Annotated in this window: 24 protein-coding genes; 17 read left to right on the top strand and 7 right to left on the bottom strand. The window is 57.8% G+C overall.

Annotated features, from left to right (window positions below; all coding sequences use genetic code 11):
- Entirely contained in the window at positions 1-1,485 is a 1,485-nt protein-coding gene (locus ACN0TA_RS04665; protein WP_417580285.1) for a helicase HerA-like C-terminal domain-containing protein, read from the bottom strand.
- 134 nt (positions 1,486-1,619) lie between these two features.
- On the opposite strand from ACN0TA_RS04665, the gene ACN0TA_RS04660 reads away from it, so the two are divergent.
- Entirely contained in the window at positions 1,620-2,942 is a 1,323-nt protein-coding gene (locus ACN0TA_RS04660) for a TIGR03808 family TAT-translocated repetitive protein (protein ID WP_417580283.1), read from the top strand.
- Between the two features lie 66 nt (positions 2,943-3,008).
- On the opposite strand, the gene ACN0TA_RS04655 is transcribed toward ACN0TA_RS04660, so the two are convergent.
- Positions 3,009-4,025, bottom strand: a complete 1,017-nt coding sequence (locus ACN0TA_RS04655; protein WP_417580281.1) for an asparaginase — start codon at positions 4,023-4,025, stop codon at positions 3,009-3,011.
- Between the two features lie 78 nt (positions 4,026-4,103).
- Positions 4,104-4,427, bottom strand: coding sequence for an SH3 domain-containing protein (locus ACN0TA_RS04650; RefSeq protein WP_417580279.1), 324 nt, complete (start codon positions 4,425-4,427; stop codon positions 4,104-4,106).
- A gap of 184 nt (positions 4,428-4,611) precedes the next feature.
- Here ACN0TA_RS04650 and ACN0TA_RS04645 point away from each other — a divergent pair, with 184 nt between their 5' ends.
- A complete protein-coding gene (locus tag ACN0TA_RS04645) occupies positions 4,612-5,223 on the top strand; it encodes a PadR family transcriptional regulator (protein ID WP_417580277.1) in 612 nt (203 codons plus the stop codon).
- Here the strand turns inward: ACN0TA_RS04645 and ACN0TA_RS04640 are convergent.
- From ACN0TA_RS04640 to ACN0TA_RS04625, 4 genes are all read right to left on the bottom strand, one after another.
- The gene (locus ACN0TA_RS04640; protein ID WP_417580275.1) at positions 5,213-5,443 is read right to left on the bottom strand and encodes a hypothetical protein; all 231 of its coding nucleotides are present in this window, start codon (positions 5,441-5,443) and stop codon (positions 5,213-5,215) included. The genes ACN0TA_RS04645 and ACN0TA_RS04640 overlap by 11 nt on opposite strands.
- A 176-nt stretch (positions 5,444-5,619) precedes the next feature.
- The gene (gene pcaD / locus ACN0TA_RS04635; protein ID WP_417580273.1) at positions 5,620-6,429 is read right to left on the bottom strand and encodes a 3-oxoadipate enol-lactonase; all 810 of its coding nucleotides are present in this window, start codon (positions 6,427-6,429) and stop codon (positions 5,620-5,622) included.
- Between the two features lie 248 nt (positions 6,430-6,677).
- Positions 6,678-7,874, bottom strand: coding sequence for a mandelate racemase/muconate lactonizing enzyme family protein (locus tag ACN0TA_RS04630; protein ID WP_417580271.1), 1,197 nt, complete (start codon positions 7,872-7,874; stop codon positions 6,678-6,680).
- An 18-nt stretch (positions 7,875-7,892) separates the two neighbouring features.
- Positions 7,893-8,675: an IclR family transcriptional regulator gene (locus ACN0TA_RS04625; protein ID WP_417580269.1), complete on the bottom strand. Its 783-nt coding sequence runs from the start codon at positions 8,673-8,675 to the stop codon at positions 7,893-7,895.
- 193 nt (positions 8,676-8,868) lie between these two features.
- Here ACN0TA_RS04625 and ACN0TA_RS04620 point away from each other — a divergent pair, with 193 nt between their 5' ends.
- The 15 genes from ACN0TA_RS04620 to ACN0TA_RS04550 all read left to right on the top strand — a co-directional run bounded on the left by ACN0TA_RS04620 (position 8,869) and on the right by ACN0TA_RS04550 (position 22,862).
- Positions 8,869-9,297, top strand: a complete 429-nt coding sequence (locus ACN0TA_RS04620) for a VOC family protein (protein ID WP_417580267.1) — start codon at positions 8,869-8,871, stop codon at positions 9,295-9,297.
- A 5-nt stretch (positions 9,298-9,302) separates the two neighbouring features.
- Entirely contained in the window at positions 9,303-10,451 is a 1,149-nt protein-coding gene (locus ACN0TA_RS04615) for an iron-containing alcohol dehydrogenase (RefSeq protein ID WP_417580265.1), read from the top strand.
- Positions 10,448-11,623: a mandelate racemase/muconate lactonizing enzyme family protein gene (locus ACN0TA_RS04610; RefSeq protein ID WP_417580263.1), complete on the top strand. Its 1,176-nt coding sequence runs from the start codon at positions 10,448-10,450 to the stop codon at positions 11,621-11,623. The genes ACN0TA_RS04615 and ACN0TA_RS04610 overlap by 4 nt, the downstream gene beginning before the upstream one ends.
- 238 nt (positions 11,624-11,861) lie before the next feature.
- Positions 11,862-13,088, top strand: coding sequence for an ABC transporter substrate-binding protein (locus ACN0TA_RS04605; RefSeq protein WP_417580261.1), 1,227 nt, complete (start codon positions 11,862-11,864; stop codon positions 13,086-13,088).
- Between the two features lie 75 nt (positions 13,089-13,163).
- A complete protein-coding gene (locus tag ACN0TA_RS04600; protein ID WP_417580259.1) occupies positions 13,164-14,024 on the top strand; it encodes a carbohydrate ABC transporter permease in 861 nt (286 codons plus the stop codon).
- Positions 14,021-14,851, top strand: coding sequence for a carbohydrate ABC transporter permease (locus ACN0TA_RS04595; RefSeq protein ID WP_417580257.1), 831 nt, complete (start codon positions 14,021-14,023; stop codon positions 14,849-14,851). The genes ACN0TA_RS04600 and ACN0TA_RS04595 overlap by 4 nt, the downstream gene beginning before the upstream one ends.
- Before the next feature lie 32 nt (positions 14,852-14,883).
- Positions 14,884-15,705 carry an aldo/keto reductase gene (locus ACN0TA_RS04590; RefSeq protein ID WP_417580255.1) on the top strand — a complete coding sequence of 274 codons (822 nt, stop codon included), beginning with the start codon at positions 14,884-14,886 and terminating at the stop codon, positions 15,703-15,705.
- A 42-nt stretch (positions 15,706-15,747) separates the two neighbouring features.
- Positions 15,748-16,806 (top strand): ABC transporter ATP-binding protein, encoded by a 1,059-nt coding sequence (locus ACN0TA_RS04585; RefSeq protein WP_417580253.1) that lies wholly within the window; start codon positions 15,748-15,750, stop codon positions 16,804-16,806.
- A gap of 7 nt (positions 16,807-16,813) precedes the next feature.
- Positions 16,814-17,572, top strand: coding sequence for an SDR family NAD(P)-dependent oxidoreductase (locus ACN0TA_RS04580; protein ID WP_417580251.1), 759 nt, complete (start codon positions 16,814-16,816; stop codon positions 17,570-17,572).
- Between the two features lie 34 nt (positions 17,573-17,606).
- Complete coding sequence (locus ACN0TA_RS04575; RefSeq protein WP_417580249.1) at positions 17,607-18,359, top strand: ribonuclease activity regulator RraA; 753 nt, start codon at positions 17,607-17,609, stop codon at positions 18,357-18,359.
- A 23-nt stretch (positions 18,360-18,382) separates the two neighbouring features.
- Complete coding sequence (locus ACN0TA_RS04570) at positions 18,383-18,880, top strand: 2,4'-dihydroxyacetophenone dioxygenase family protein (protein ID WP_417580247.1); 498 nt, start codon at positions 18,383-18,385, stop codon at positions 18,878-18,880.
- Entirely contained in the window at positions 18,877-19,647 is a 771-nt protein-coding gene (locus tag ACN0TA_RS04565; protein WP_417580245.1) for an SDR family NAD(P)-dependent oxidoreductase, read from the top strand. The genes ACN0TA_RS04570 and ACN0TA_RS04565 overlap by 4 nt, the downstream gene beginning before the upstream one ends.
- Positions 19,648-19,669: 22 nt before the next feature.
- The gene (locus ACN0TA_RS04560; RefSeq protein ID WP_417580243.1) at positions 19,670-20,152 is read left to right on the top strand and encodes a heme-degrading domain-containing protein; all 483 of its coding nucleotides are present in this window, start codon (positions 19,670-19,672) and stop codon (positions 20,150-20,152) included.
- A 160-nt stretch (positions 20,153-20,312) separates the two neighbouring features.
- Positions 20,313-21,239: an ArsR/SmtB family transcription factor gene (locus tag ACN0TA_RS04555; RefSeq protein WP_417580241.1), complete on the top strand. Its 927-nt coding sequence runs from the start codon at positions 20,313-20,315 to the stop codon at positions 21,237-21,239.
- 114 nt (positions 21,240-21,353) lie between these two features.
- Positions 21,354-22,862: an alpha-N-arabinofuranosidase gene (locus ACN0TA_RS04550; RefSeq protein WP_417580239.1), complete on the top strand. Its 1,509-nt coding sequence runs from the start codon at positions 21,354-21,356 to the stop codon at positions 22,860-22,862.
- Positions 22,863-22,968: the final 106 nt, after the last annotated feature.

The raw sequence follows: 22,968 nt of genomic DNA, 5'->3' as shown, positions 1-22,968 counted from the left end.
CTAACGCCCCCTGGTGAGCGTGCCAAGCACGCTGCGGACGAAGGAATCGCCGGCACGGCGGGCCACAGTTCGAGCAAAGCTGCTCAGCGCGGCTTCCATCGGCGTTTGGCGGGTCGAACGTCTCGCGACTTTCTTGGCTTGTGCCGCTTCGAGCTTTTCCAGCTCGGCTTCGCGCGCGGCAATCTCGGCCTCGCGCAGCGCATCGGCAGCACGGGCATCAAGAAGCTCATAGGCAGATTCACGATCTATATTAGTGTCGTAAACGCCTGCCACTGGGCTACCCGCAACCACTATTGCGCGCTCGTCAGGCGTGATTGGTGCCATGCGAGAGGATGGCGGCCGGATAAGCGTGCGACCAACGATCGAGGGAATACCTTTGTCTTCGAGCACGGAGACCAGAGCCTCGCCTGTGCCCAACTGCGTAATGACTTCGGCTGTGTCGAAAGCTGGATTCGGACGGAACGTCTCGGCGGCGATCCTTACGGCTTTCTGTTCCTTGGGCGTGTAGGCACGCAAGGCGTGTTGGATGCGGTTGCCCAGCTGCGAGAGAACACCTTCGGGCACGTCGGCAGGATTCTGCGTAACAAAATAGATGCCAACCCCTTTTGAACGCACGAGTTTGACCACCTGCTCGATCTTGTCGAGCAACACCTTGGGCGCTTCGTCGAAAAGCAGGTGGGCTTCGTCGAAAAAGAACACAAGCTTTGGTTTGTCGGGATTGCCAACTTCGGGGAGGTGTTCAAACAGCTCGGACAGCAACCAGAGCAGGAACATCGCGTAGAGCCTGGGTGCGCGCATAAGGTCGTCGGCGGCAAGGATCGAGATGTAGCCGCGCCCCTGCGTGTCGGTGCGCATCAGGTCTGAAATCTTGAGAGCTGGTTCGCCGAAAAAGTTCTCAGCGCCCTGTTGTTCTAGCACAAGCAGGGCGCGCTGAATGGCGCCGACGGAGGCCGTCGAGATGTTGCCGTAGAGGGCAGAGAGCTCGGCACGTCGCTCTGAAACATGCGCGAGCAGAGCACGCAAGTCTTTGAAATCAAGAAGTAAAAGACCCTCATCATCCGCCAGCTTGAAGGTTGCGTTGAGGATCCCTTCTTGTGTGGCATTGAGGTCGAGCATGCGCGAGAGCAGCAGCGGTCCCATTTCGGAAACAGTGGTGCGGACCGGGTGGCCCTGGCGACCGAAAAGGTCCCAGAAAATCGTCGGAAAGCCCTCGAAAGCGTAGTCGGAAAAGCCAATCTTTTCGGCGCGTTCAGCCAAAAAGTCCTTGGGTTCCCCAGGCTTTGCCAACCCTGCAACATCGCCTTTGACATCCGCGCAGAACACGGGAACGCCGGCGCGAGAGAACCCTTCTGCAAGTATCTGAAGGGTAACGGTTTTTCCCGTTCCGGTCGCCCCAGTTATCAGGCCGTGGCGATTGCCGTAACCGAGATGGAGGTATTCGGGCCGGGTGCTTGTTCCCAGATAAACGGCGTCGTCGACGAGCATAGGCAGGGTCCGATTCAACAGCGGGACTCTTCTATAACGGGCTGCGAGTGCGCACCGCAAGGATTCACTATTGCGCGTAAAAACTATGGAGTTGAGTGAAATTTACCCCTTAGTTGCCGAAACGGGAGTGAATAATGAAAACCAGCCGGCGCAAATTTTTAGCAGCGACACTTATCCCCACCCTCTCAGGTTCGATTATGATGCGAGCCGGGAAGGCCCAGACTATCGCGTCCTCCCCTTCTGCCGGGACCGACATGACCGATGCTTTGCAGTCGGCGATCGATAGCGCAGCAAATACAGGTCACTTGTCGCTGCCGGCGGGACAATTCGCCACCCGCGGCCTGCGTCTGCCTTCTCGGTTCATGCTCTCAGGCGTACCCGGCGCCACCGAGCTGATCCATTTGGGCGATGATCCCCTGCTCGGTGCGGAGGACGAAAGCGACATTGTTGTGAGCGGGCTCTCGCTCGACGGCAGCGGGGCTGGTGGCGAACTCTGGCACCGCGGGCTTGTCCATTTTTCCAAATGCGAGAACGTCACCATCCGTGACTGCGCGATTGCCAACACCGGCCTTAACGGGATTTCCCTGCTCGGCACCTCTGGACGCGTCGACAACTGCCAGATCAGCGGTAGCGCTTACACGGGGCTGTTTATCTACGATGGAGCCGGTGTCTTCGTGAGCGGCAACACAATATCGCGCTGCCACAATGGGGGGATAAGGGTTTGGCGCGGGGAAGCCGGCGCTGACGGGACGATCATCTCGGGCAACAGGATCAACGCTATCGACTGGGCAGACGGGGGCAATGGTCAGAACGGGAACGGCATCAACATCTTCAGGGCCGATGAGGTCATCGTGTCGGACAACCATATCTCCGACTGCGCATTTTCGGCCATAAGGCTCAACGCGACAAACAACACCCAGATTTCAGGCAATGTTTGTGTTGCGAGCGGTGAAGTCGCCGTCTTTTCCGAGTTCTCCTTCACCGGCTCAATCATCTCCGGCAACATTATCGACGGCGCAGCTGCCGGCATATCGATGACCAATTTCAACGATGGCGGCCGGCTGGCGGTCTGCACCGGCAATATCGTGCGCAACCTCTACGCGCGATCCGAAACCAACCCTGATCTCGATGCGCCTTACGGCATTGCGGCGGAGGCCGATGCGATCATCTCCGACAACGTTGTCGAAAATGTTCCCGGAACCGGGATAACCGCAGGATGGGGGCCCTTCCTGCGGGACGTCACGATCAATGGCAACCTTGTCCGAGACATCGACGTAGGGATTGCAGTAAGCGTGGCCGAAGGGGCCGGCACGGCGACTGTCACAGGCAACACGATCATCGGCGCTCGCCGACAGGCCATGGTTGGCGCAGCCTGGCATGAAACGGTTTCCAACGACCTGGCTGCCGAAGCCGAACGCTTTCCGCTGATCGTGATGGACGGCAACCGCTCACTTTAATCTCAACACATGCGAAGCGAGCCGAGCTATGTCGTTCATCGCCAGTGATTGCGCCGGAGCGCAGTTCTAGAGTTTGAGGCGGGCAGCTTCGGTGGCCTCGATATACCCTACTTCGTGACCGGCCCAGTTCCGCTGGTCCTGGCGCGCGCGCGTTTGAAGGATTTTGGTCTGCTCTGGCGTTGGGCTGGCAATTTCAAGCAGCAAGGCGGCAGCCATAGCGGTTGCGGCTGGAACGCTGCCGTCATCGCATTTTAGCGCAAACCCGATGCCGCTATCGACCAGCGCCCCGCAGTAGATTCCGTCGGCACCGAATTTGAGCATTAAACGACCATCGAATGCCGCCATGGCCTCAGAATCAAATGTGCCCGTCCCGCCGACGAGAAATGCGTGGCTCGTGGCTGCGGCAAAGATTTCCCGAGCCGCAGCCGCTGTCTGCTCGCTCAAACCGGTACCGCTGGCCATGCGGGCAAAGCCTCGGGCGATTGCATGAATGGGTGCCGCCCAGGTGGGAATGGAGCACCCATCAGTCCCGCATCTGGATTCGGTTAGCGGATAGTCAAGAACCTCTTCGACAGCCTGCCTGACGCGCTGCTGAACCGGGTGCATCCGGGTGGAATACCCCTTTGTATCCTCGCCGAGCGCGCGGGCGACGGCAAGCATGCCCGAATGTTTGCCTGAACATGCGTTGTGCAGAGTACTGGGTTTGCCGCCCTGAGCGAATAGTGCCTTTCGCGCTGCAGGGTCGATCGGGGGATGGGCGCCGCACTCAAGAGCAGTCTCATCGAGATCGATTGCGGCCAACATCGAAGCTGCAAGTTCGGCATGCGCCGGTTCGCCATTATGAGAAGCACAACTTAGCGCAATTGCCGGGCCGGCAAGGCCGTAGCGAACATTGGCGCCAGTGGCAAAAATCGGCAGCGCTTGCATGGACTTGATTGCCGAGCGTGGAAAGACGTCTGCAGCGACGTCCCCAATGGACGCCAAGATATTACCCTCTGCGTCCGAAACACAGATGGCGCCGCGATGACGGTTTTCGATCCAGTTTCCACGCAATGTGTGCGCCAGAACAGGATTGGCTGTCATAAAAAACCCCACGAAATGATGGTCCGGGTGGACCGCAGCTCGCGGGGAAAGTCAAGTGAGGAGGTCAGAGAGAAAGCGTCAGCGCGGCGTAAGATATCGGGAGTTCACCCAACCCTTGATCGTATCACGCTCTACCAGACACCAATCTGAAGAGCGCTCAACCTGAATGCAGCGCTCGACCCAGACATGTTCGTGTGGGCTGAGATAACCGACCTTCCGGGAGTACGAAGCGGGCCAGCGCCGGACGTTGAGATGGTCCCAGGCAGCGACACCGGTAATCTGTGCCAGGGTGTCCACCTGATAGCCACGCGCCTGGACCGGCGGCGCGAAAATTCCCGATGCAATAACAAGAACAAGGCCGCCGACCATGGCCGGAAGAGCAAGACGAGACGAGAGTGACATTTACAATCCCCAAAAGCGCATATCGCGAGGTTCAACTTATGTTTGTATTTTTCGGGTAAAGCTGTTGAACGCACGCTGATTTGACTATTCAGCCGCTGTTCAGCACCATAGACAGCTATTCACTTGAGATAACGACATTGGGGGATGTCGCTGCGTTGCGTAATATGTGCCGAGGAGGTACTTTATGTCGGCCACACGATTGCTTGTTCTTGCCTTTGTCCGTGCCCACAAACGAGCACATGGCTATTTGATAGGGCAAGAACTCTTGGCCTGGAGTGCTGATCAATGGGCAAACACGAAGACCGGCTCTATTTATCATGCGTTGCGACAACTTTCCAAAGACGGGTTTCTTGACGAGATCGAAATACCCGCCTCAGAGTCCACGCTGGCGCGCACCGACTATGCGATTACCGAGTTGGGCGACGCCGAATTTTACAAGATGATGGAAAAGGCCCTGGCTATACCCCAGCCGCGACCCGACATGTTATGCGCCGGCATTGTGCTCATGTCCGCGCTGCCGCGAGCGAAAGTTCTCGAGCTTTTGAAAACGCGCCTGGAAACGCTGGCTGGACAGAAGCAGGAAGCCAATGCTGCAACTGAGGGGGTATCGTTTACCGGCGCCGAGGCGCTGCCCCGGCACGTCGAAGTGCTTCTGCATTTCTGGACATACCACTCGGAGTACAGCCACAAATGGGCTGCGCAGTTGATCGAAAAGATCGAAGCAGGCAATTACGTCTTTGCTGACGAAGACCCTCTGGCATTTGGTGTGCCCGGAGGAAATCTGGTCATTCCGTAAGTCCTCGACCATGCGGGCGGCCATCGCGCGTGGCCACCTGCTCCATAAAGGCATCGATTGCGCGTGTGGCGCGGTTGCGGCAGGCCGTTTCGCCTTCAGCATAGCTGGCACTAATCCTGTCGATCGCCTGCGCCGGCCGGATCGGCGGCCACATCCGGATTTTCCAATCCTTTTCGAAAATCGTCCTCACCCGAAATCCACGATACTCGAACTCGGCCATACCCATCCTCCGCTCTGGGTTGTCGTATTCGTACGCCATCAGGTTTGCATGGCGCCAATATGACGCTTGCGGGCGGCGCTGGCTGCCGCGTCATTGAAGCGTCCTTTGCAACCCAAAAGCAGCCTGGCGGAAAAAGGTTGCCGGTGGCATTTGCGAATTGATCGAAAGCAATCGGATCAATTGAGCGTGGGACGCCTGGCAAGCCCGCCGGTAAAGGTGTTGATGATGTCGGCCAACTGCTCAGGCGTTTCGACGCATGGCATGTGTCCGGCTCCCTTGATGACTTCAAACCGCGAACCTGGGATCGATTTGGCAAGCTCGGCGACGATTTCGGGCGGGGTTGAGCCATCATGTTCGCCCACAATGCAAATCGAGGGAACACCGATCTGGCGTGCCTTTTCACGCAGATCCGCATCGCGAAGGGCTGCGCATGTCGCGATGTAGCCACCAACGGGCTGACGTTCGAGCATCGTGCGATACCCGGAAAGCTCTGCGCCGCGCTCGGAACGAAACGCCGACGTGAACCAGTTGGGCATCACGGTTTCACTCAACGCGGCAATTCCATTGGCCTCAACAGTTGCGATGCGATGATTCCAACTGTCAGGCGTTCCGAGCCGTGCGGCTGTATCGCAAAGCACGAGTGCCGACACCAGATCGCGCCGGTCGATATAGAGCTGCTGAGCGATCAGCCCGCCAACCGACAAGCCACATATGATGGCCGATCCAAGCCCGGCATGGTCCATGATCGCGGCGAGATCCTCGGCGTGACGTTCTATTGTTACAGGGCCCTCACCGGTCTCTGACAAGCCATGGCCGCGCTTGTCATAGGTCAGAATCGTGAACTTGCCGACCAGCCTGACAATAACATCGCGCCAGATCCGAAAATCGGTGCCGAGCGCGTTGGCGAACACCAGTACCGGCCCATTTTCAGGGCCGCCGATGACCTGATAATGAAGGACGGCGTCGTCGATTTTGACAAACTGCATGAGGCACTCCGCTTTGGTGTTCATCCTAAAGGGATTCGAAAGATGAACCCAAGGCGTCATGTTTGGACGGCTCCAGCCCCAACATTGCCACAATAGCTCACGAGAACGTGGCGGCCTTCGGTTGCGGCGGACCTCCCCGCTACGGGGGCGGGATCGGTCTGCACCTTTGAGCCCCCAATCTCAGCAGGCCGATCCTTTTTATTGGGGGTGTGCCCACCCGCAACGCAGCGGCCGGGCATCAACCGATGCTATGCGAAAAAATCGCGATCCTCGTCGGCAAGATAGGCCTGTGCCTTCTCGGGTATGAGGTCCACGCCCATGCCAGGACGATCTGAAACCAGCATGTGTCCATCGGAGACGACAGGATCGGGCAAGCCCTCGACAATGTCATACCACCATGCCGGATCGCCGATCGTATATTCAAAGGCTATGAAATTGTCAGGCAATGTGGCGCAGACCTGAACCAGTGCGCCCAGCCCAAGCAACCCGTTTGCCGTACCATGGGGCGCCATCATAATGCCGTGCAGATCGGCAAACTCGGCGATCCATTTCAGCTCGGCAATGCCGCCGACATCGGCGGGGTCCGGCCCCACGACATGGACGGCATGCTGCTCAATCAAGTCTTTGAAATTGTGCCTCAGATAGATCTGCTCACCAGTGTGGATCGGAGTGGCTGAAGCGCGCGTGAGTTCCCTGTAGCTGCCAGCATCGACCCAAGGGGTGTAGTCGCCCGAGAGCAGATCTTCGATCCACAGCAGGCAATAGGGCTCGAGCCGACGGGCCAGCTTAATGGCATCGGCGAGCATCCATCCGGGACCGCAGTCAAGCGCGAGACCGACCTTGTCCCCGGTCACCTGCTTCATTGCAGCCACGCATTCGACCACATGGTTGATGCCTCTTTCGGTCACCGGTCCACGATCGAGGGCGCCATGCAACGGGCTGGGCGTCGGATTTCCGTAGTAGAAATCGGGGATCGAGCGCTTCATGTCCGAGTGAAAGCCGATTGGCTGCTTGATGATCGTGAAGCCTTCCCGGCTCTGCATCATCTTTTCGATATCGGCAGCGTAATCTTCAGGCTCGTGTCCGGCCATCGGAAACCGGACAGCACCATTATAGACCCGCACAGTGTCACGGACCTTTCCGCCCAGGAGTCGATGCACCGGCAAGCCTGCAGCTTTTCCGGCAAGATCCCAGAGCGCCATCTCGATAACGCTGACGGCACTCCCCCACGGTTTGAACCCTCCGCGCTGGCGGATCTTGCGCATGACGCGCTCAACCAGCCTCGGATCTTCGCCAAGCAGCGCGTCGCGCAGAGCAAGAATATGAGGCTTGAGATAGGGTTTCCAGGTTTCGGCCTGTGCATATCCTGAAACGCCCTCATCGGTGACAATTCTCACTACCGGGCTCCTGCCGATGATTGCACATCGCAGGTCTACGATCTTCATGCTTCCTCCCAAGGGCCTTTATTCAGGCATATCCAGATTTATCGATTCCGCCGCCGCCAGAGCAGCCAGGCGAATTTCCTCCATGCGGCTGGGTTCGGCTCCAGCCAGAAAGGGCACACTCAGAGCGCCGACAAGCTGGCCGCTCCGCTTTTTGACCGGCACTGCGTAGGCGTGAATTGAAGGCGCATTTTCGCCTTTGTCCTGAGCCCAGCCCAGCCTACGAATGCGGCCAAGCTCGGTGCGTAACCTCTTGGGGTCGGTCAAGGTTTTTGCGGTGAAGGCGGCCAGAGGCTTTCCCAGCCAATAGTCGAGCGCATCGGGTTCAAGATAGGCGAGCAGGAGCTTGCTGGCTGCTCCGGCATGAATGGGCATGCGCTGCCCGGCAGCCACGGTAAGCGCGTATTCGCGCCGCCCCTGTGCAGCGGCGAGAACAAGAATGCCAGCATCATCGAGAACACTGAGCTTGACCCCTTCGCCAAGCTCACTGGCCAGCCGGTCAAGATGCGGCTGGCAGATGCTGACAAGATCAAGCTCGCTGGCACGGGAGGCGACGTGGGACGCGAAGGTAAGGAGCCGGCGCCCCAAATGGTAGATGCCCGCATCGTCGCGGCGAACCATCTCGTGATGCTGGAGTGTGTTGACGATCCGATACACTGTGGTGCGCGGGAGGCCCAACTCGGCGGTCAATTCACGGATGTTCATACCGGCCGGTCGCTGCTCGATCGCTGTGAGCACCTCCATCATCCGATCGATTACCGGAATTGTGTGTTTGCTGGAAGCTTCCTCGACCGCTGCGACCATGCGCGACATTCTCCAGTTGACAATTACATGTCTCTCTCTAGCATATAAAATTGAACTGACAAAGTTCAAATCTGAATAATTCATACACAGCTTCGCAGCCTCCGGGAGGAGCAACGCGAAGTGTTGCAGGCACAGACGACGATCGCATGCCTGTCGATCCGCCCACCAACATTTGCCGGGGAGGCAAACTTTCATGCTGACAGTCAGTCGCATTACCCACATTGCCATCAAAGTCACAGATGTCGAAGCGACGCTTGGCTTTTATGTCGGAAAACTGGGCTTTGAAGAAATGTTCCGGCTCGAGCGGGATGGCCGACTTTGGATTATCTACCTTCGGCTGACCGACACGCAGTATCTTGAGATCTTTCCCGAAGGCGAGGGGGACCGCGCGCCGGGCGCCGAGGCAACAGGATACAACCACATGTGCCTTGAAGTTCCCGACATCAACCAGGCAGCCAAGGAACTTGCAGCTGCGGGGGTTGAACTCTTCCGACCAGTGGTCCAGGGCGCCGATGGAAACCACCAAGCATGGATTCAAGACCCGGACGGGCACCGGATCGAGCTTATGGAAATGTCACCGGAAGGCATGCAGGCTGAGGTAATTGCACGGCGGGGTCGATAGACACCATGGCCCGGATTACATATCTCACAGCCATCGATTTCGGCTCCGGAAGCATCGCCGAACTGCCATCGGCCGTTGCCAGCAACAAAATGGTTCGCCCCCTCATCGTGTCGGATCAAGGACTAGTGGCCACTGGGCTCGTCAAACGGATTGCCGATCAATTGCCCAACGCAACCCAATTTCTTGATACGCCGTCCAACCCCACCGAGTCTGCAGTGCTGGCCGCTCTCGCCACCTACAAGGCCAACGATTGTGACGGCATCATTGCGCTGGGCGGCGGATCGCCGATAGATCTCGCCAAAGGCGTGGCCCTGCTGGCGACACACCCCGAGCCGCTCGAACAATACGCAGCAATATATGGCGGGATCGAACGGATTACTGCGGATGTCGCACCTATCATCGCCATCCCGACCACCGCCGGAACCGGCGCCGAGGTGGGCCGGGCGGCATTGCTGACATTGCATGACGGACGCAAGCTTGGCTTCATCAGCCCGCATCTGATTCCGCGCCAAGCCATCTGCGACCCTGACCTCACACTCGGCCTGCCACCCGGCCTGACTGCAGCGACCGGCCTCGACGCCCTGTCCCATTGCATCGAAACCTACTGCTCACCGCGCTTCAATCCAGTGGCCGAAGCCATTGCCCTCGATGGCGCCGGGCGCATCTGGAGGAATTTGCTGACAGCGTTTACGGACGGAGGCGATCTTCCGGCCCGCACCGAATTGATGCTCGGCGCGCTCCAGGGCGGACTTTCATTCCAGAAGGGCCTCGGGGCCGTCCATGCGCTGAGCCACGCGCTGGGTGGACTGGCAGAGCCCAAGCTCCACCATGGCACACTCAACGCACTGCTAATGCCGGTCGTCGTGCGATTCAACAGCGACGCAGTCGGCGAAAAGATGCACAACCTCAAACGCGCCATGGGCCTGGATGAAAAGGAAGACCTTGCGCAAGCGCTTAACAATTTGAACATGAAACTGGGCATCACCAAAGGCTTGCATGCTCTGGGCGTGCAACGCTCGCAATTCGACTGGATTATCGAGCGTGCAATGGCTGACCACAGCCACGCAACCAACCCACGCGCAGCAACGCCGGACGATTACAGGACCATGCTGGAGGCTGTTTTCGAGTCCCAGCCCCAGGAGACCGGAAAATGAAGATTACGGCCGTCAAAACGTTCGTGGCCAACGTGCAGCGCACCAATTTTGTTTTCGTCAAGATCTATACGGATGACGGGATCGATGGGGTCGGCGAGGCGACGCTTGAATGGAAAACACTGACCATAGTTGCCGCACTTGAAGAACTGGAACGCGTCCTTGTCGGCAGAGACCCATTTGCTACCGACGCGCTCATCGAAGAGATGCACCGGGACAGCTATTGGCGGACGGGGGCCGTTTTTCGCACGGCGCTAGGCGCTATCGACGCTGCCCTGCTAGACATCAAGGGCAAGGCGCTTAACGTTCCTGCCTATCAATTGCTGGGCGGACAGCATCGTGACCGCGTGAAGTGCTATGCCAACCATTGGTATTTCGGCGCGACCACCCCGGACCAATATGCAATAGCGGCAAAAAAGGCCGTAGCGATGGGATACCAGGCCCTCAAATGGGATCCGTTCGAAGCTGCAGATCTTGAGATGACCCGCGCCGAACGCGGAAAAACCATCGATATCGTTGCGGCAGTGCGCGAAGCTGTCGGCCCCGATATTGACCTCATGCTTGACGTCCATGGCCGCCTCAACGTGCCAACGGCCATCGCCATGTGCAGGGCGCTGGAGCCCTACGACCTCGCCTGGATCGAAGAACCGACTCCGCCAGAAAATATAGATGCCCTTGCCCAGGTTCGCCGTGCCAGCCCGGTTCCGATTGCTGCCGGTGAACGTTGGTACGAGCCGGCGCGCTTTCTCGAGGCGCTACAGAAAGAAGCCGTCGACATCTTGCAGCCAGACGTATCCCACGCCGGGGGCCTGGCGGAAACCAAACGCATCGCTCACATGGCACATGCCAGCCTGATACCGGTCGCGCCCCACAATCCGGTGGGTCCGGTGATGAATGCAATGACGCTTCATACAGCCATCGCCATACCCAACTTCATGCTTTTCGAAACAGTTTCCATCGATGTGCCATGGCGGAAGGCACTGGTGCGCGAAACACTCGTCTTTGAAAACGGAATGCTGCTGGCGCCAACCGCGCCGGGGCTGGGCGTCGAGTTGATTGAAGACGCATGTGCCCAGTTTCCCTACGCCCCAACTAATGTTCCTTTGTTCGACGGCACTATCAACACCGCCGGAATCGCAAGCGGTTCGGCGACATTGGGCAAAGCGCAAAACTGAACACCCCTCCCCGCTTTTCGGCGCTGTTGACAAGCGGGGAATTTTTGACCCATAGTTATCAATAGAACTGGTTAAATTCATATTTGAACTGATAAAATTGACTGTCTTGGAGGGCAGTCGCGCCGTGGAGGAGTCGAAAACCGGTTCAATCCTGTTCAAACCAAACATCGCCACGAGGCGATCTGGATGGCTCGATGACGAGCTTAACTGGCGGCATTTGACGCCCAGGGAGGAGATTATGAAGCACTTGAAAAACACTGCCGTGTTCGCGGCAACCGTATCGACGCTGGCCTTGGTGGCAGGCACGGCGACAGCCGGCACCGTCAAATGGTGGTCGCCCAATTTTCACGCACCTCGGGCCGTCGAACTCATTGAACAGTTTGAGGCTGAGCACCCCGACATCGACATCGTCGTCGAGGAAACGACCTCTGATGGCCTGACTCAGCGGGTAATCACCGCTCTGCAATCAGGCTCACCCCCCGACATCATCGATGTCCAGCATGGCTGGGTCGTGGGCTACGCACAGAATGGGCTGGTCTTGCCGCTCGGAGACATCGTCAACGATCCGGACGATTTCATTCCAGCAGCTCTCGATTATGTCCGTTTGAACGACGAAATCTATGCCCTCCCCTTCCGCGCCGAGGGTCTTGGCGTTATTTTCAATCGCGGCCATTTCGAAGCGGCCGGCCTTGACCCAGAAAACCCGCCACAGACATGGCCGGAACTCGTCGATGCCGCGCTCGCTCTGACCGGTGACGGCCAGTATGGCTTTGCTATCACCGGCGGCGGGGAAGTCGGCAACACGATTTTCCGTTCGCTTCCCTTCATCTGGATGAACGGCGGCTCGATCATTTCAGAAGATGGGACCGAAGCGACCGTCAATCAGCCAGAAGCAGTCGAAGCTGTGAAGTTCTACACCGACATGCTCACCGAGCATGGCGTATCCCCTTCTTCGACGCTTGAAAATGACGGCACCGCCAACCGTCGCCTGTTCATTGCGGAAGCGGTATCGATGTATCAGGCCGGTCAATTCGACATGGCCTCGATTGCCTCTGAAAATCCAGATATCGACCTGGGCGTAATGGCCATGCCCCATCCAGAAGGCGCGGACACATCCGCCATTCTGGGGGGCTGGAGCTTCATCGTGCCGACCGATGCTGCAAACCCTGAGGAAGCAAAGCTGTTCATCGAGTGGATGGCCCGCCCGGAGAACATGGGGGTCTATACCGATACGTTCCCGGCACGTCAGTCGGCCATGGAAATGGAACGCTTCCAGGATCCTTCGCTGGCGGTTTACGGCTCCGTGCTGCCATTTACGCGCCCCGTACCGAACCATCCGGCCTGGGTACAGATCTCTCAGGCGTATTTCGATGGCATTCAGCGCATTCTAATCGGCCAGCAGGACGTTCAGGCCGCCATGGATGATGCTGCACTCGATATCCAGGACCTTCTGGACCAGTACTGATAACCTCCTCAGGAGCGCCGACCGGCTGAAAGGCCGGCCGGCGCCTCACTCCCCTCAATTCTGGAGCGTGTCGCCATGGGACGGATATCCCCGGGACTGTTGTTTGCGCTGCCTGCGCTGATCGTACTTTCCATGCTAATAGCCTACCCGGTCATGTATACGGGCCTGCTCAGCGTGTCCGATCCGCAGGGTAATTTCGTCGGCATCGAAAACTTCCAGCGTGTTCTCGGCGCGCGAACCACCCCCCTTGCGTTTACCAACACCTTGTGGTGGGTCGGCGGGTCAGTCGTCCTGCAGGTCGTGCTTGGCACCGCAACGGCAATTCTGCTCAACGAGAAGTTTTTTGGCCGCGGCTTGCTGCGCTCGATTGCCGTTATTCCCTGGGTCGTGCCGGGCATCGTCGCCGCACTGACATGGGCATGGATGTTCCACACCGAGTTCGGCATCATAAATTACATGCTGACGGCACCGGGGATCATCGAGGAGCCTGTCGGCTGGTTGACCAACCCTGGCACAGTCATGCCCGCGATGATCGCGATCAATGTCTGGAAACTGTTTCCGTTCGTTTCCATCATGGTGCTGGCGGGCCTGCAATCGATCCCCAAGGATCTCTATGAAGCCGCCCGTGTTGATGGCGCTACGTTTCTCGACGAAACCTGGCACATCACCCTGCCCCAAGTGCGTCCGGTTATCGTTGCCGTCACGCTCCTGCTGGTGATCTGGGCGCTCAACCACATCACAACGATTTACGCCATAACCAAAGGTGGACCAGCCAACCTGACACTGATCACGCCGATCCAGATCTTCCGTCTGGCCTTCGAGTCGGTCCAGTTCAATCAGGCAGCGGCCCTCTCCGTGCTGTTCTTCATCGCCGTGATGGCGATCGTGCTCACCTACATCAAATTGTCATCGGCAAAAGAGGAGACAGCACGGTGAGACGGTCAAAAGCGGGCCTCGCCCTGATCTATGTTAGCGCTGCTCTGGTTGCCGCAGTTTGCCTGTTTCCGTTCCTGTGGATGTGGACATCCTCAATCAAGGAACTGCGCGAACTCTACACAATTCCACCTGTGTGGTTTCCCAGCATGCCGACGCTGGAGAACTATCGCACCGTTCTGTTCGAATCTAACGTGCCACGTTACTTTCTGAACAGCCTGATCATATCGATAGGCTCGACGGCTTTGGCGCTATTCATCGCCATTTTCGCTGCTTACGGGTTCGCCCGTTTCAAGTTTCGCGGCAAGAGCTATTACCAGTCCTTCATCCTGATCGGCCAGCTGCTGCCAACCGCAGCCATCATCGTGCCCCTGTTTGTTACGCTGCGCACGCTGGGACTGGTGAACACCTATCTGGGGCTGATCCTTGTCTACATGATCATCACCCTGCCGCTGGCTGTGTGGATGCTTACGAGCTATTTCCGCGCCATTCCTGTCGAACTCGAAGAAGCGGCCATCATCGATGGGTCTTCGCGCATAGGCGTGCTCTTTAGAATTACACTGCCCCTCTCGGTTCCGGGGATCATCGCCGTGCTTGTCTATTCGTTCGTCACGACCTGGAACGAGTTCATTTTCGCTCTGACCTTTGCGACAGATTCCTCTGTCAAGACACTGCCGATCGGGCTTGCCGAGTTCACAACTGAATTCAACACCGACTGGGGCGCCGTTATGGCCGCGTCGATGATCATGACAGTGCCTATCGCGGTCCTCTTTCTTTCGATGCAGCGCCTGTTCATCGGCGGCATGACCGCCGGCGCAACGAAAGGCTGAGGCCGCACCATCCAAGATCAAGGAGTCCAAACATGATTGCAACAACAGCTCACGGCATTCCCAAACTGGGCCTTGGCACATTCGGACGTACCGGTGAAGCGGGGATCGCGGCGCTTCTTGCGGCGCTGGAGATCGGATATCGCCATATCGATACCGCGCAAAGCTACGATACTGAATCGAGCGTCGGGGAAGCCGTGCGGCGGTCAGGCATTCCGCGCTCCGATGTCTTCATCACCACAAAGGTTGCCGATACCAATCTGGCCCGCGCGGATTTCATGCCCAGCGTGGAGCGGAGCCTGGAAATCCTCGGCGTCGACACTATCGACCTGCTGCTTATTCATTGGCCCTCCGAGAAGGATGCTGTCCCTTTCGAAGACTACATGGGCGCCCTGGCGGAAACACGCGACAAGGGTATGGCAAAAAGGATCGGCGTTTCAAATTTTCCGATAGCGCTGCTCGACAAGGCGCAAACGCTCCTTGGAACGGATGCGTTGAGCACCAACCAGGTCGAGCTGCACCCTTTCCTGCAGTCCCCCAAGCTCTCCACATACGCCAGGGCAAAGGGCCTAACGCTTACAGCCTACATGCCGCTTGCGAAAGGAAAGGTGAGCGAGGAACCAGTACTGACCGGAATCGCTGACAAACACGGCGTGCAGGCGGGTGCCGTTTCGCTGGCCTTTCTGATGGCCGAGGGACACGTGGTTATTCCAGCATCGTCCAACAGCGAGCGCCTGCGCCAGAACATGGCCGCAGCGACGCTGACCCTGGACGCCGACGATATAGCAGCCATTCGCGCGCTCGATCGCGGCGAGCGGATGATCGATCCCGAAAAGGCACCTGCCTGGGACGACTAAAGCCACCTCAACTCACTCAAACGCGACATACGGGAACTGACAATGGGTACGGTATCGATAAGGGATGCTCGCAAGTCATACGGCGCTGTGGAGATTCTTCATGGTGTTTCGCTTGATATTGCCGACGGGGAATTCGTCATTCTTGTCGGCCCTTCAGGATGCGGAAAATCCACGCTTTTGCGCATGATCGCCGGCCTGGAGGACATTTCGGGTGGGACGATCTCGATTTCCGATCGGGTGGTCAACGACTTGGCGCCCAAGCAACGCGATATCGCGATGGTCTTTCAAAGCTATGCGCTTTATCCGCACAAAACTGTCGCTCAGAACATGGGGTTTTCACTTCATCTGGCCCGCACGCCCAAGGAAGAAATAGAGCGACGCGTCAACGATGCAGCACGCATCCTTGGCCTGGAAAGCTTGCTTGACCGGTATCCGCGTCAACTTTCGGGTGGACAGCGGCAGCGAGTTGCTATGGGGCGCGCCATCGTGCGCGATCCACAGGTTTTCCTGTTCGACGAGCCGCTTTCAAATCTCGATGCCAAGCTTCGCGTCGCAATGCGCACCGAAATCAAGGCGCTGCACCAGAGGCTGGGCACGACCACAATCTATGTAACGCACGACCAGATCGAAGCCATGACAATGGCTGATCGGATTGTGGTGATGCATGACGGCATCGTCGAGCAGATCGGCTCGCCGCTGGAGCTTTATGATGAGCCGGTGAACTTGTTCGTCGCCGAATTCATCGGCTCTCCGGCCATGAACATCGTTGATGGCCGTATCGAGAATGGCCAATTCAGTGCCTCGGACGGAACGCAGATACCGCTCGGCTCTACGCGCGGCGCGGCTGAAGGACAGCCTGTCAAGCTCGGCGTCAGGCCCGAAGATATGTTTCTCGACGACGGGGGGATCGCGGGCTCGATCGTCACTATCGAACCGACCGGATCGGAAACCCACGTAACGCTGACGATCGCCGGCGCGACAATGAGCGGGGTGTTTCGCGAGCGCATCGCCAGCCGGCCGGGCAGCGATCTACGAGTGCGGTTCAATCCCGATCGCCTGCATCTTTTCGATGCGGAAACCGGAATGCGGCTGACCAAATGAGAATGACATGACAGCGATCTATCCCGACCTGAAGGGCAAGGCGGTTCTCGTAACCGGCGGTGCAAGCGGTATCGGCGAAGCAATTGTGCGCGCCTTCGCCAACCAAGGGGCGCGTGTGGGCTTTTTCGACATCGCAAGCGATGCCGGCGAGAGCCTACAGGCCGAATTGACACGCGCCGGGCAGTCTGTGCGTTTCGTCAAGGTCGATGTCACCGACATTGAAGCGCTTCGCGGCGGGATTGCCGAACTCAGGTCCGAACTGGGCCCATTGTCGATCCTCATCAACAACGCCGCCCGCGACGATCGCCACCCTGCATTGGACGTGACGCCGGACGATTTCGACTCTTTGATCGCCATCAATTTCCGCCATCAGTTCTTCGTTTCCCAGGCCGTGATCGATGACATGCGCCAGCTCGGCGGCGGCGCGATCATCTGCATGAGTTCGATCTCGTGGCTGGCGGGATTTGGCGGCATGCCGCTCTACACAGCTGCAAAGGCCGGAATACTTGGCTTGGTAAAATCGCTGGCCCGCGATTTCGGGGTCGACAATATCCGGGTCAATGCAATTTCTCCCGGCTGGATCATGACGGAGCGGCAACTCGACAAGTGGCTGACGCCCGAAGCCGACGCAATGCGCGAAGAGCGGCAGGCCATCAAACGCAGGCTGGTTCCCGACGACATCGCGCGTCTTGCATTGTTTTTGTGCTCCGAGGACGCATCGGCAATTACCGGACAAAACCACATAGCGGATGGCGGATGGATATGACGCCATCAGGCCTACAACCTTAGAAAGGCACCCCGTGCAATCACCATCGGACATCAAGGACATTACGCGTCCTGAACGCCATATTTGCGACGCCCTTGCAGCAATCGGGTCGGCCACAGCGAGCAGCGAATTATCGTTCATGGGTATTCGCAACCCACACATGCGCGGGCCAAAAGCATTGCGGGAAGGATTTGCCGTCGCCGGTCCAGCGCTCACGCTCCAATGCATGCCCAAACGCGAGGACATTTATGGCGCTGGGGAATACGATAATCCCGAATTACAGCTACATCGCCACGTTCTTTACCCCGCGCAGGCCGGCGATATGGTGGTCGTGGACGCTCGCGCCGACATGGAAAGCGGCATATTTGGCGAGATGATGCTTACTTTCCTGGCGGGTCGGGGTGGAGCGGGCGTTGTTGTGGATGGCTGCATTCGCGACTCGGCCAAGGCCAAGGAACTTGACCTGGGAATCTGGGTAAACGGGGTCACCCCCAACTACCATGCCCAAACCAACATCATTCCATTTGCCGTCAACGTGCCCGTTGCATGCGGAAATGTGCTGGTCATGCCCGGCGACATCATTATCGCAGATGACGACGGGGTCGTTGCCGTTCCTGTCGCCATGGCCGAAGAGCTGATTGAACGCTGCAGCCATCACGTCGAATGGGAAGAGTTTTCGCGCTTCAAACTGTCCGAGGGCGGCGATCTGCGCAGGTATTATCCCCTGACACCAGACGCCGATGACGAATACCGCGCCTGGAAAGCAGAGCAAGACGCCAAGGGTTGACCTTACAACACCGGAGATTGCGCATGTATAGCAATATGAATAGTTCGACTCACCCCATGGCCGCGCCAGAGATAGCCGTTCCTGCCCTGCCCGAGGATGAGCGCGTCTGGGTACCGCAAGCGCAAGGCGTATGGTTCCGGCCCCTTATGCTCAACACCATGCAGGGCCAATGGTGCAACCTCCTGCGTGTTCGACGCTCGGGCATTCTCTCGCGACACCTTCACCCCAATCCGGTGCATGGCTACGTCATAAAGGGGAAATGGCACTATCTTGAACATGACTGGGTGGCAGAGACGGGCTCTTACGTTTTCGAACCACCGGGCGAAATCCATACACTTGTCGTTCCCGAAGACTGCGAGGAAATGATCACGTTCTTCAATATCACTGGGTCGATGATCTATCTCGATGCCGAGAACCGCCACACGGGCTATGAAGACGTTTTTACGAAAATCGACATGTGTCGCGCTCACTATGAAACTGTGGGACTGGGCGGCGAATACGTCGACCAGTTTGTACGTTGAGCGCGATTGCGGCTGACCCGACCAGTTTTGCATGGGCCAATTCCTGGTTCGCCGATCGCAGCGTTCTTATCGTCGGCGGCAGCTCGGGGATTGGCGCGGCGATTGCGCGCGGCTTTCTGAGTGCCTGCGCAAAGGTTACCATCACCGGGGTCACCGATGACGAAATCGGGGCGGTCACCGCTAACCCTGAGTTGCGAGGCGCCACCGCCCTCACGCTCGACGTTCGTGATATAGATGCAGTTGAGGCTACAATCGGCAGTATTGAAAAGCTCGACTGCCTGGTCAATTGCGCCGGTATCATCCGAAGAGGGGAAGAACTCGATCCGTCTGTTTTTGCCCAGGTCATCGATATCAATTTGACCGGCACTATGCGGTGCTGTGCTGCTGCACGGCCCGCTTTGACCAATTCCGCCTCCCCCGCCATCCTCAATATTGCATCAATGCTGTCTTATTTCGGCGGCGGGCTGGTGCCTGGCTATTCGGCGAGCAAGGGGGGCATCGTTCAGCTGACCAAGTCGCTGGCGATCGCCTATGCGCCAGATACCATCCGGGTCAACGCCCTAGCCCCTGGCTGGATCGCCACCCCGCTCACCAAGGGTCTGCGCGACGATCCCGACCGCTCGCGCACCATCCTCGAACGTACACCCTTGGGACGATGGGGGCAGCCAAACGATGTTGCCAGCGCCGCATTGTTCCTGTGCTCTCCGGCCGCCGCGTTCATTACCGGGTCGGTCGTCAATGTCGATGGCGGCTATGCCGCCATGTAGGCAAAACGCCAAGGAATAAGTAATGCATCAAGCTGAACCCACGCTCGAGGAACTCGTTTCACAGCAAACGAGTCTGGTTCTTGAACGTTTCGACTACGCAGTGGCCTGGGCCATCGGCGCCCATATGCGCGACACCGCCGTAAAACAAGGTCTTCCGATTGCCATTGAGATATCTCACGGCAATGCACCTGTTTTTCTGGCGCTCATGGAAGGGGCGACTCCGGACAATATTGATTGGGTGCGGCGCAAACGGGCTGTTGCCATACGATTTCATCAGAGCTCACTCTATATGCGTATTCAATCGCAACAGAATAGCTGGGACTTTTCGAAGCGATTTCGATTGCCTGAGCAGGACTATGTCGCCAGTGGCGGCAGTATTCCCATCAGCGTGAGGGGGGCCGGGGTAATCGGGGCGGCGACAGTCAGCGGCTTGACTGATGTGCGCGACCACCAGCTAGTGGCTGAAGCACTAGGCGCAATAAGAGACGAACAAGCGCGACCCTAACTCCTTGGTATAATGCTTCTTTTCTGGCCGGAGGACCCCGGCTCGGTCACGCGGCCAATCAAGAGCGCCAAGACAGCGGATGGCGCCGAATTGCTGGAGTTGGACTCTATCCGAATACCTGATACACCTGCCAGACTCTGGTATGGGGAATTGGATACATATGGCCCGCAATTTCTTGGTGGTGGATCCCGAAGAGGACATGAATGTTCTCAAGGGACTTGCATCGCCTGTGAGGATCAAGATCCTCAAACTGCTGCATGAGCAGGGCTCTCAGAACATCAACGATATCGCGCGCATACTCGAATTGCCGCAATCGACGGTCTCGGCAAACGTCTCGATACTCGAAGAGGCAGATCTGATACGCTCCGACGTCCTGAAAGCCCGCAAGGGCAATCAGAAAATCTGCCATTCCAATTTCGATGAGATTCTTGTCGCGTTCAAAGACGACGTGGTTGCCGCTCCAAATGGCCATATCGAAGTGGCTATGCCGCTCGGCCTTTACACCAATTGCGAGGTCGTTGCCCCGTGCGGACTGTGCACGCCCGATGGTGTTGCCGGGCTGCTCGACGTCCCCGACACATTTCTGGACCCCGAACGCATGCGAGCGGGGCTAGTGTGGTTCACGCGCGGACATGTCGAGTATCAGTTTCCAAACAACGCCATTTTGTCCAAAAGCGAAATCGAGGCCATAGAATTTTCCATGGAACTGTCCTCGGAAGTGCCTGGCACCAGTGCCGACTGGCCCTCCGACATTACAGTTTGGGTCAACGGCATCGAGATCGGCACCTGGACATCGCCGGGGGACTATGGCGACAAACGGGGGGTCTATACGCCTGACTGGTGGAAGCTCAAAGGCTCCCAGTACGGCAAACTCAAGACGTTTCGCGTCAATGGAACCGGTAGCTTTGTAGATGGCGTCAAGATTTCCAAGATCAAGCTTGCCGACCTCGACATCGCCGCCCACCACTCGATCCGCCTGCGCATAGGTATTCGCGAGGATGCACGGCACCCTGGCGGCATCAACATCTTTGGCCGTGGATTTGGCAATTACGACCAGGACATCGTCATGCGTATTCACAAGGCCTAGCAAGTCAATCCAATCTTCGGTTGCAAAAGAGCGCCGACAGCGTTGACAAGCGCATCCATTGCTATCATCTTTTCCGATATAAATCCGAATATCGGAATGTTTGGGAGGATGGACATGAAGGCGACGGCAACCGCGCACCGCGATTTTACGATCAGCAAGATCGACAAGCGCATCTACGGGGCCTTCCTTGAGCATTTGGGGCGGGCCATTTATTCGGGCATTTATGAACCCGACCACCCCACTGCGGACAGCGACGGGATGCGCAAAGACGTGATCGACCTCGTCAAGGAGCTCGACGTGCCGGTTGTGCGCTATCCCGGCGGCAACTTCGTTTCGGCCTATAACTGGGAAGACGGCATCGGCCCCAAAGAGGATCGACCCGTTCGGCTCGATCTGGCCTGGCACACCTCCGAGAGCAATGAAGTCGGCGTTCACGAATTTGCCGATTGGTGCACCAGCGTGGGCACCGAGATGATGCTTGCGGTCAATCTGGGTTCACGCGGGCTCGATGCTGCACGCAATTTCGTTGAATACGTCAATCACCCAGGCGGCAGTTATTGGAGCGATCTGCGCCGCAAGAATGGCCGGGAAGAACCCTGGGACGTCAAACTCTGGTGCCTGGGCAACGAGATGGACGGCCCCTGGCAGATCGGTCACAAGGACGCCGCTGAATACGGCAAACTGGCCGCCGAAACCGCAAAGGCCATTCGGGCTTTCGATTCAAGCCTAGAACTGGTGGTGTGCGGATCGAGCCATTCGGGCATGCCCAGCTACCCCGATTGGGAGGCTACGGTTCTTGAGCACACCTATGACGTTGTCGACTACATCTCCTTGCACATGTACTTCGCCAACCATGAGAAAAAGACCGACAATTACCTATCGCTGACCCATAAGCTCGAGGCTTACATCGATACTGTCGCTGGGGTCATACAGTTCGTGAAGGCCAAGCGGCGCTCCAAGAAAGATGTCTACATCTCATTTGACGAGTGGAATGTGTGGTATCACTCGAACCAACAAGACCGGGAAATTCTGGACGGCAACAATGGCTGGCCGCACGCCCCTGCCCTGCTTGAAGACATCTATAATTTTGAAGACGTTTTGCAGGTCGGCCTGATTATCAACACGTTCATTCGCCGCTCCAATGTGGTCAAGATCGCCTGCATCGCGCAGCTCGTGAACGTCATTGCACCGATCATGACGGAACGGGGCGGGCCGGCCTGGCGCCAGACCATCTATTATCCCTATTATTTCGCCTCACGCTTCGGGCGCGGGACCGCGCTCGAACTCGCGGTTCGCTGCCCCACTTATGACAGCGAGCATTATTCGGAGGTTCCCTATGCCGACGTGGCCGCAGTTCACACCGATGATGACGGCGTAACCGTGTTTGTGGTGAGCCGGCATCCCGACACTGAAATCGAACTCGACATCGACATGCTCGGCTTCGACCAGCTGCAGGTGATCGACCACCAGATTCTTGCCCACGGCGATTTACAGGCGACCAATACCAGCGAACGACAGGACGCTGTGGCCCCCAAGGCAGGAAGCGGCGCGAAATTCGCGAACGGCCGGCTCTCGGTCACGCTGCCAGCATATTCGTACCAGATGATCCGGCTCGCGCGTTGAGCGACGATGGGTGCTTGCAAAAACACCGCCGGACCGACGAACCTAGGCTGCATGTATATCTGATTATCGGGTTCATATCAGATACCATGTTGACAGATAGGACGAC

Origin of the sequence: Pelagibacterium sp., from assembly GCF_048264985.1 — a bacterium.
Taxonomy (GTDB): Bacteria; Pseudomonadota; Alphaproteobacteria; order Rhizobiales; family Devosiaceae; genus Pelagibacterium.
The sequence above is the reverse complement of the archived record's forward strand: the minus strand, read 5'-3'. Positions and strand labels throughout refer to the sequence as shown.

Coding starts and splice junctions, on each gene's coding strand:
- ACN0TA_RS04665 (WP_417580285.1), bottom strand. CDS start 1,485: ATGCTCGTCGACGACGCCGTTTATCTGGGAACAAGCACCCGGCCCGAA.
- ACN0TA_RS04660 (WP_417580283.1), top strand. CDS start 1,620: ATGAAAACCAGCCGGCGCAAATTTTTAGCAGCGACACTTATCCCCACC.
- ACN0TA_RS04655 (WP_417580281.1), bottom strand. CDS start 4,025: ATGACAGCCAATCCTGTTCTGGCGCACACATTGCGTGGAAACTGGATC.
- ACN0TA_RS04650 (WP_417580279.1), bottom strand. CDS start 4,427: ATGTCACTCTCGTCTCGTCTTGCTCTTCCGGCCATGGTCGGCGGCCTT.
- ACN0TA_RS04645 (WP_417580277.1), top strand. CDS start 4,612: ATGTCGGCCACACGATTGCTTGTTCTTGCCTTTGTCCGTGCCCACAAA.
- ACN0TA_RS04640 (WP_417580275.1), bottom strand. CDS start 5,443: ATGGCCGAGTTCGAGTATCGTGGATTTCGGGTGAGGACGATTTTCGAA.
- pcaD (WP_417580273.1), bottom strand. CDS start 6,429: ATGCAGTTTGTCAAAATCGACGACGCCGTCCTTCATTATCAGGTCATC.
- ACN0TA_RS04630 (WP_417580271.1), bottom strand. CDS start 7,874: ATGAAGATCGTAGACCTGCGATGTGCAATCATCGGCAGGAGCCCGGTA.
- ACN0TA_RS04625 (WP_417580269.1), bottom strand. CDS start 8,675: ATGGTCGCAGCGGTCGAGGAAGCTTCCAGCAAACACACAATTCCGGTA.
- ACN0TA_RS04620 (WP_417580267.1), top strand. CDS start 8,869: ATGCTGACAGTCAGTCGCATTACCCACATTGCCATCAAAGTCACAGAT.
- ACN0TA_RS04615 (WP_417580265.1), top strand. CDS start 9,303: ATGGCCCGGATTACATATCTCACAGCCATCGATTTCGGCTCCGGAAGC.
- ACN0TA_RS04610 (WP_417580263.1), top strand. CDS start 10,448: ATGAAGATTACGGCCGTCAAAACGTTCGTGGCCAACGTGCAGCGCACC.
- ACN0TA_RS04605 (WP_417580261.1), top strand. CDS start 11,862: ATGAAGCACTTGAAAAACACTGCCGTGTTCGCGGCAACCGTATCGACG.
- ACN0TA_RS04600 (WP_417580259.1), top strand. CDS start 13,164: ATGGGACGGATATCCCCGGGACTGTTGTTTGCGCTGCCTGCGCTGATC.
- ACN0TA_RS04590 (WP_417580255.1), top strand. CDS start 14,884: ATGATTGCAACAACAGCTCACGGCATTCCCAAACTGGGCCTTGGCACA.
- ACN0TA_RS04585 (WP_417580253.1), top strand. CDS start 15,748: ATGGGTACGGTATCGATAAGGGATGCTCGCAAGTCATACGGCGCTGTG.
- ACN0TA_RS04580 (WP_417580251.1), top strand. CDS start 16,814: ATGACAGCGATCTATCCCGACCTGAAGGGCAAGGCGGTTCTCGTAACC.
- ACN0TA_RS04570 (WP_417580247.1), top strand. CDS start 18,383: ATGTATAGCAATATGAATAGTTCGACTCACCCCATGGCCGCGCCAGAG.
- ACN0TA_RS04560 (WP_417580243.1), top strand. CDS start 19,670: ATGCATCAAGCTGAACCCACGCTCGAGGAACTCGTTTCACAGCAAACG.
- ACN0TA_RS04555 (WP_417580241.1), top strand. CDS start 20,313: ATGGCCCGCAATTTCTTGGTGGTGGATCCCGAAGAGGACATGAATGTT.
- ACN0TA_RS04550 (WP_417580239.1), top strand. CDS start 21,354: ATGAAGGCGACGGCAACCGCGCACCGCGATTTTACGATCAGCAAGATC.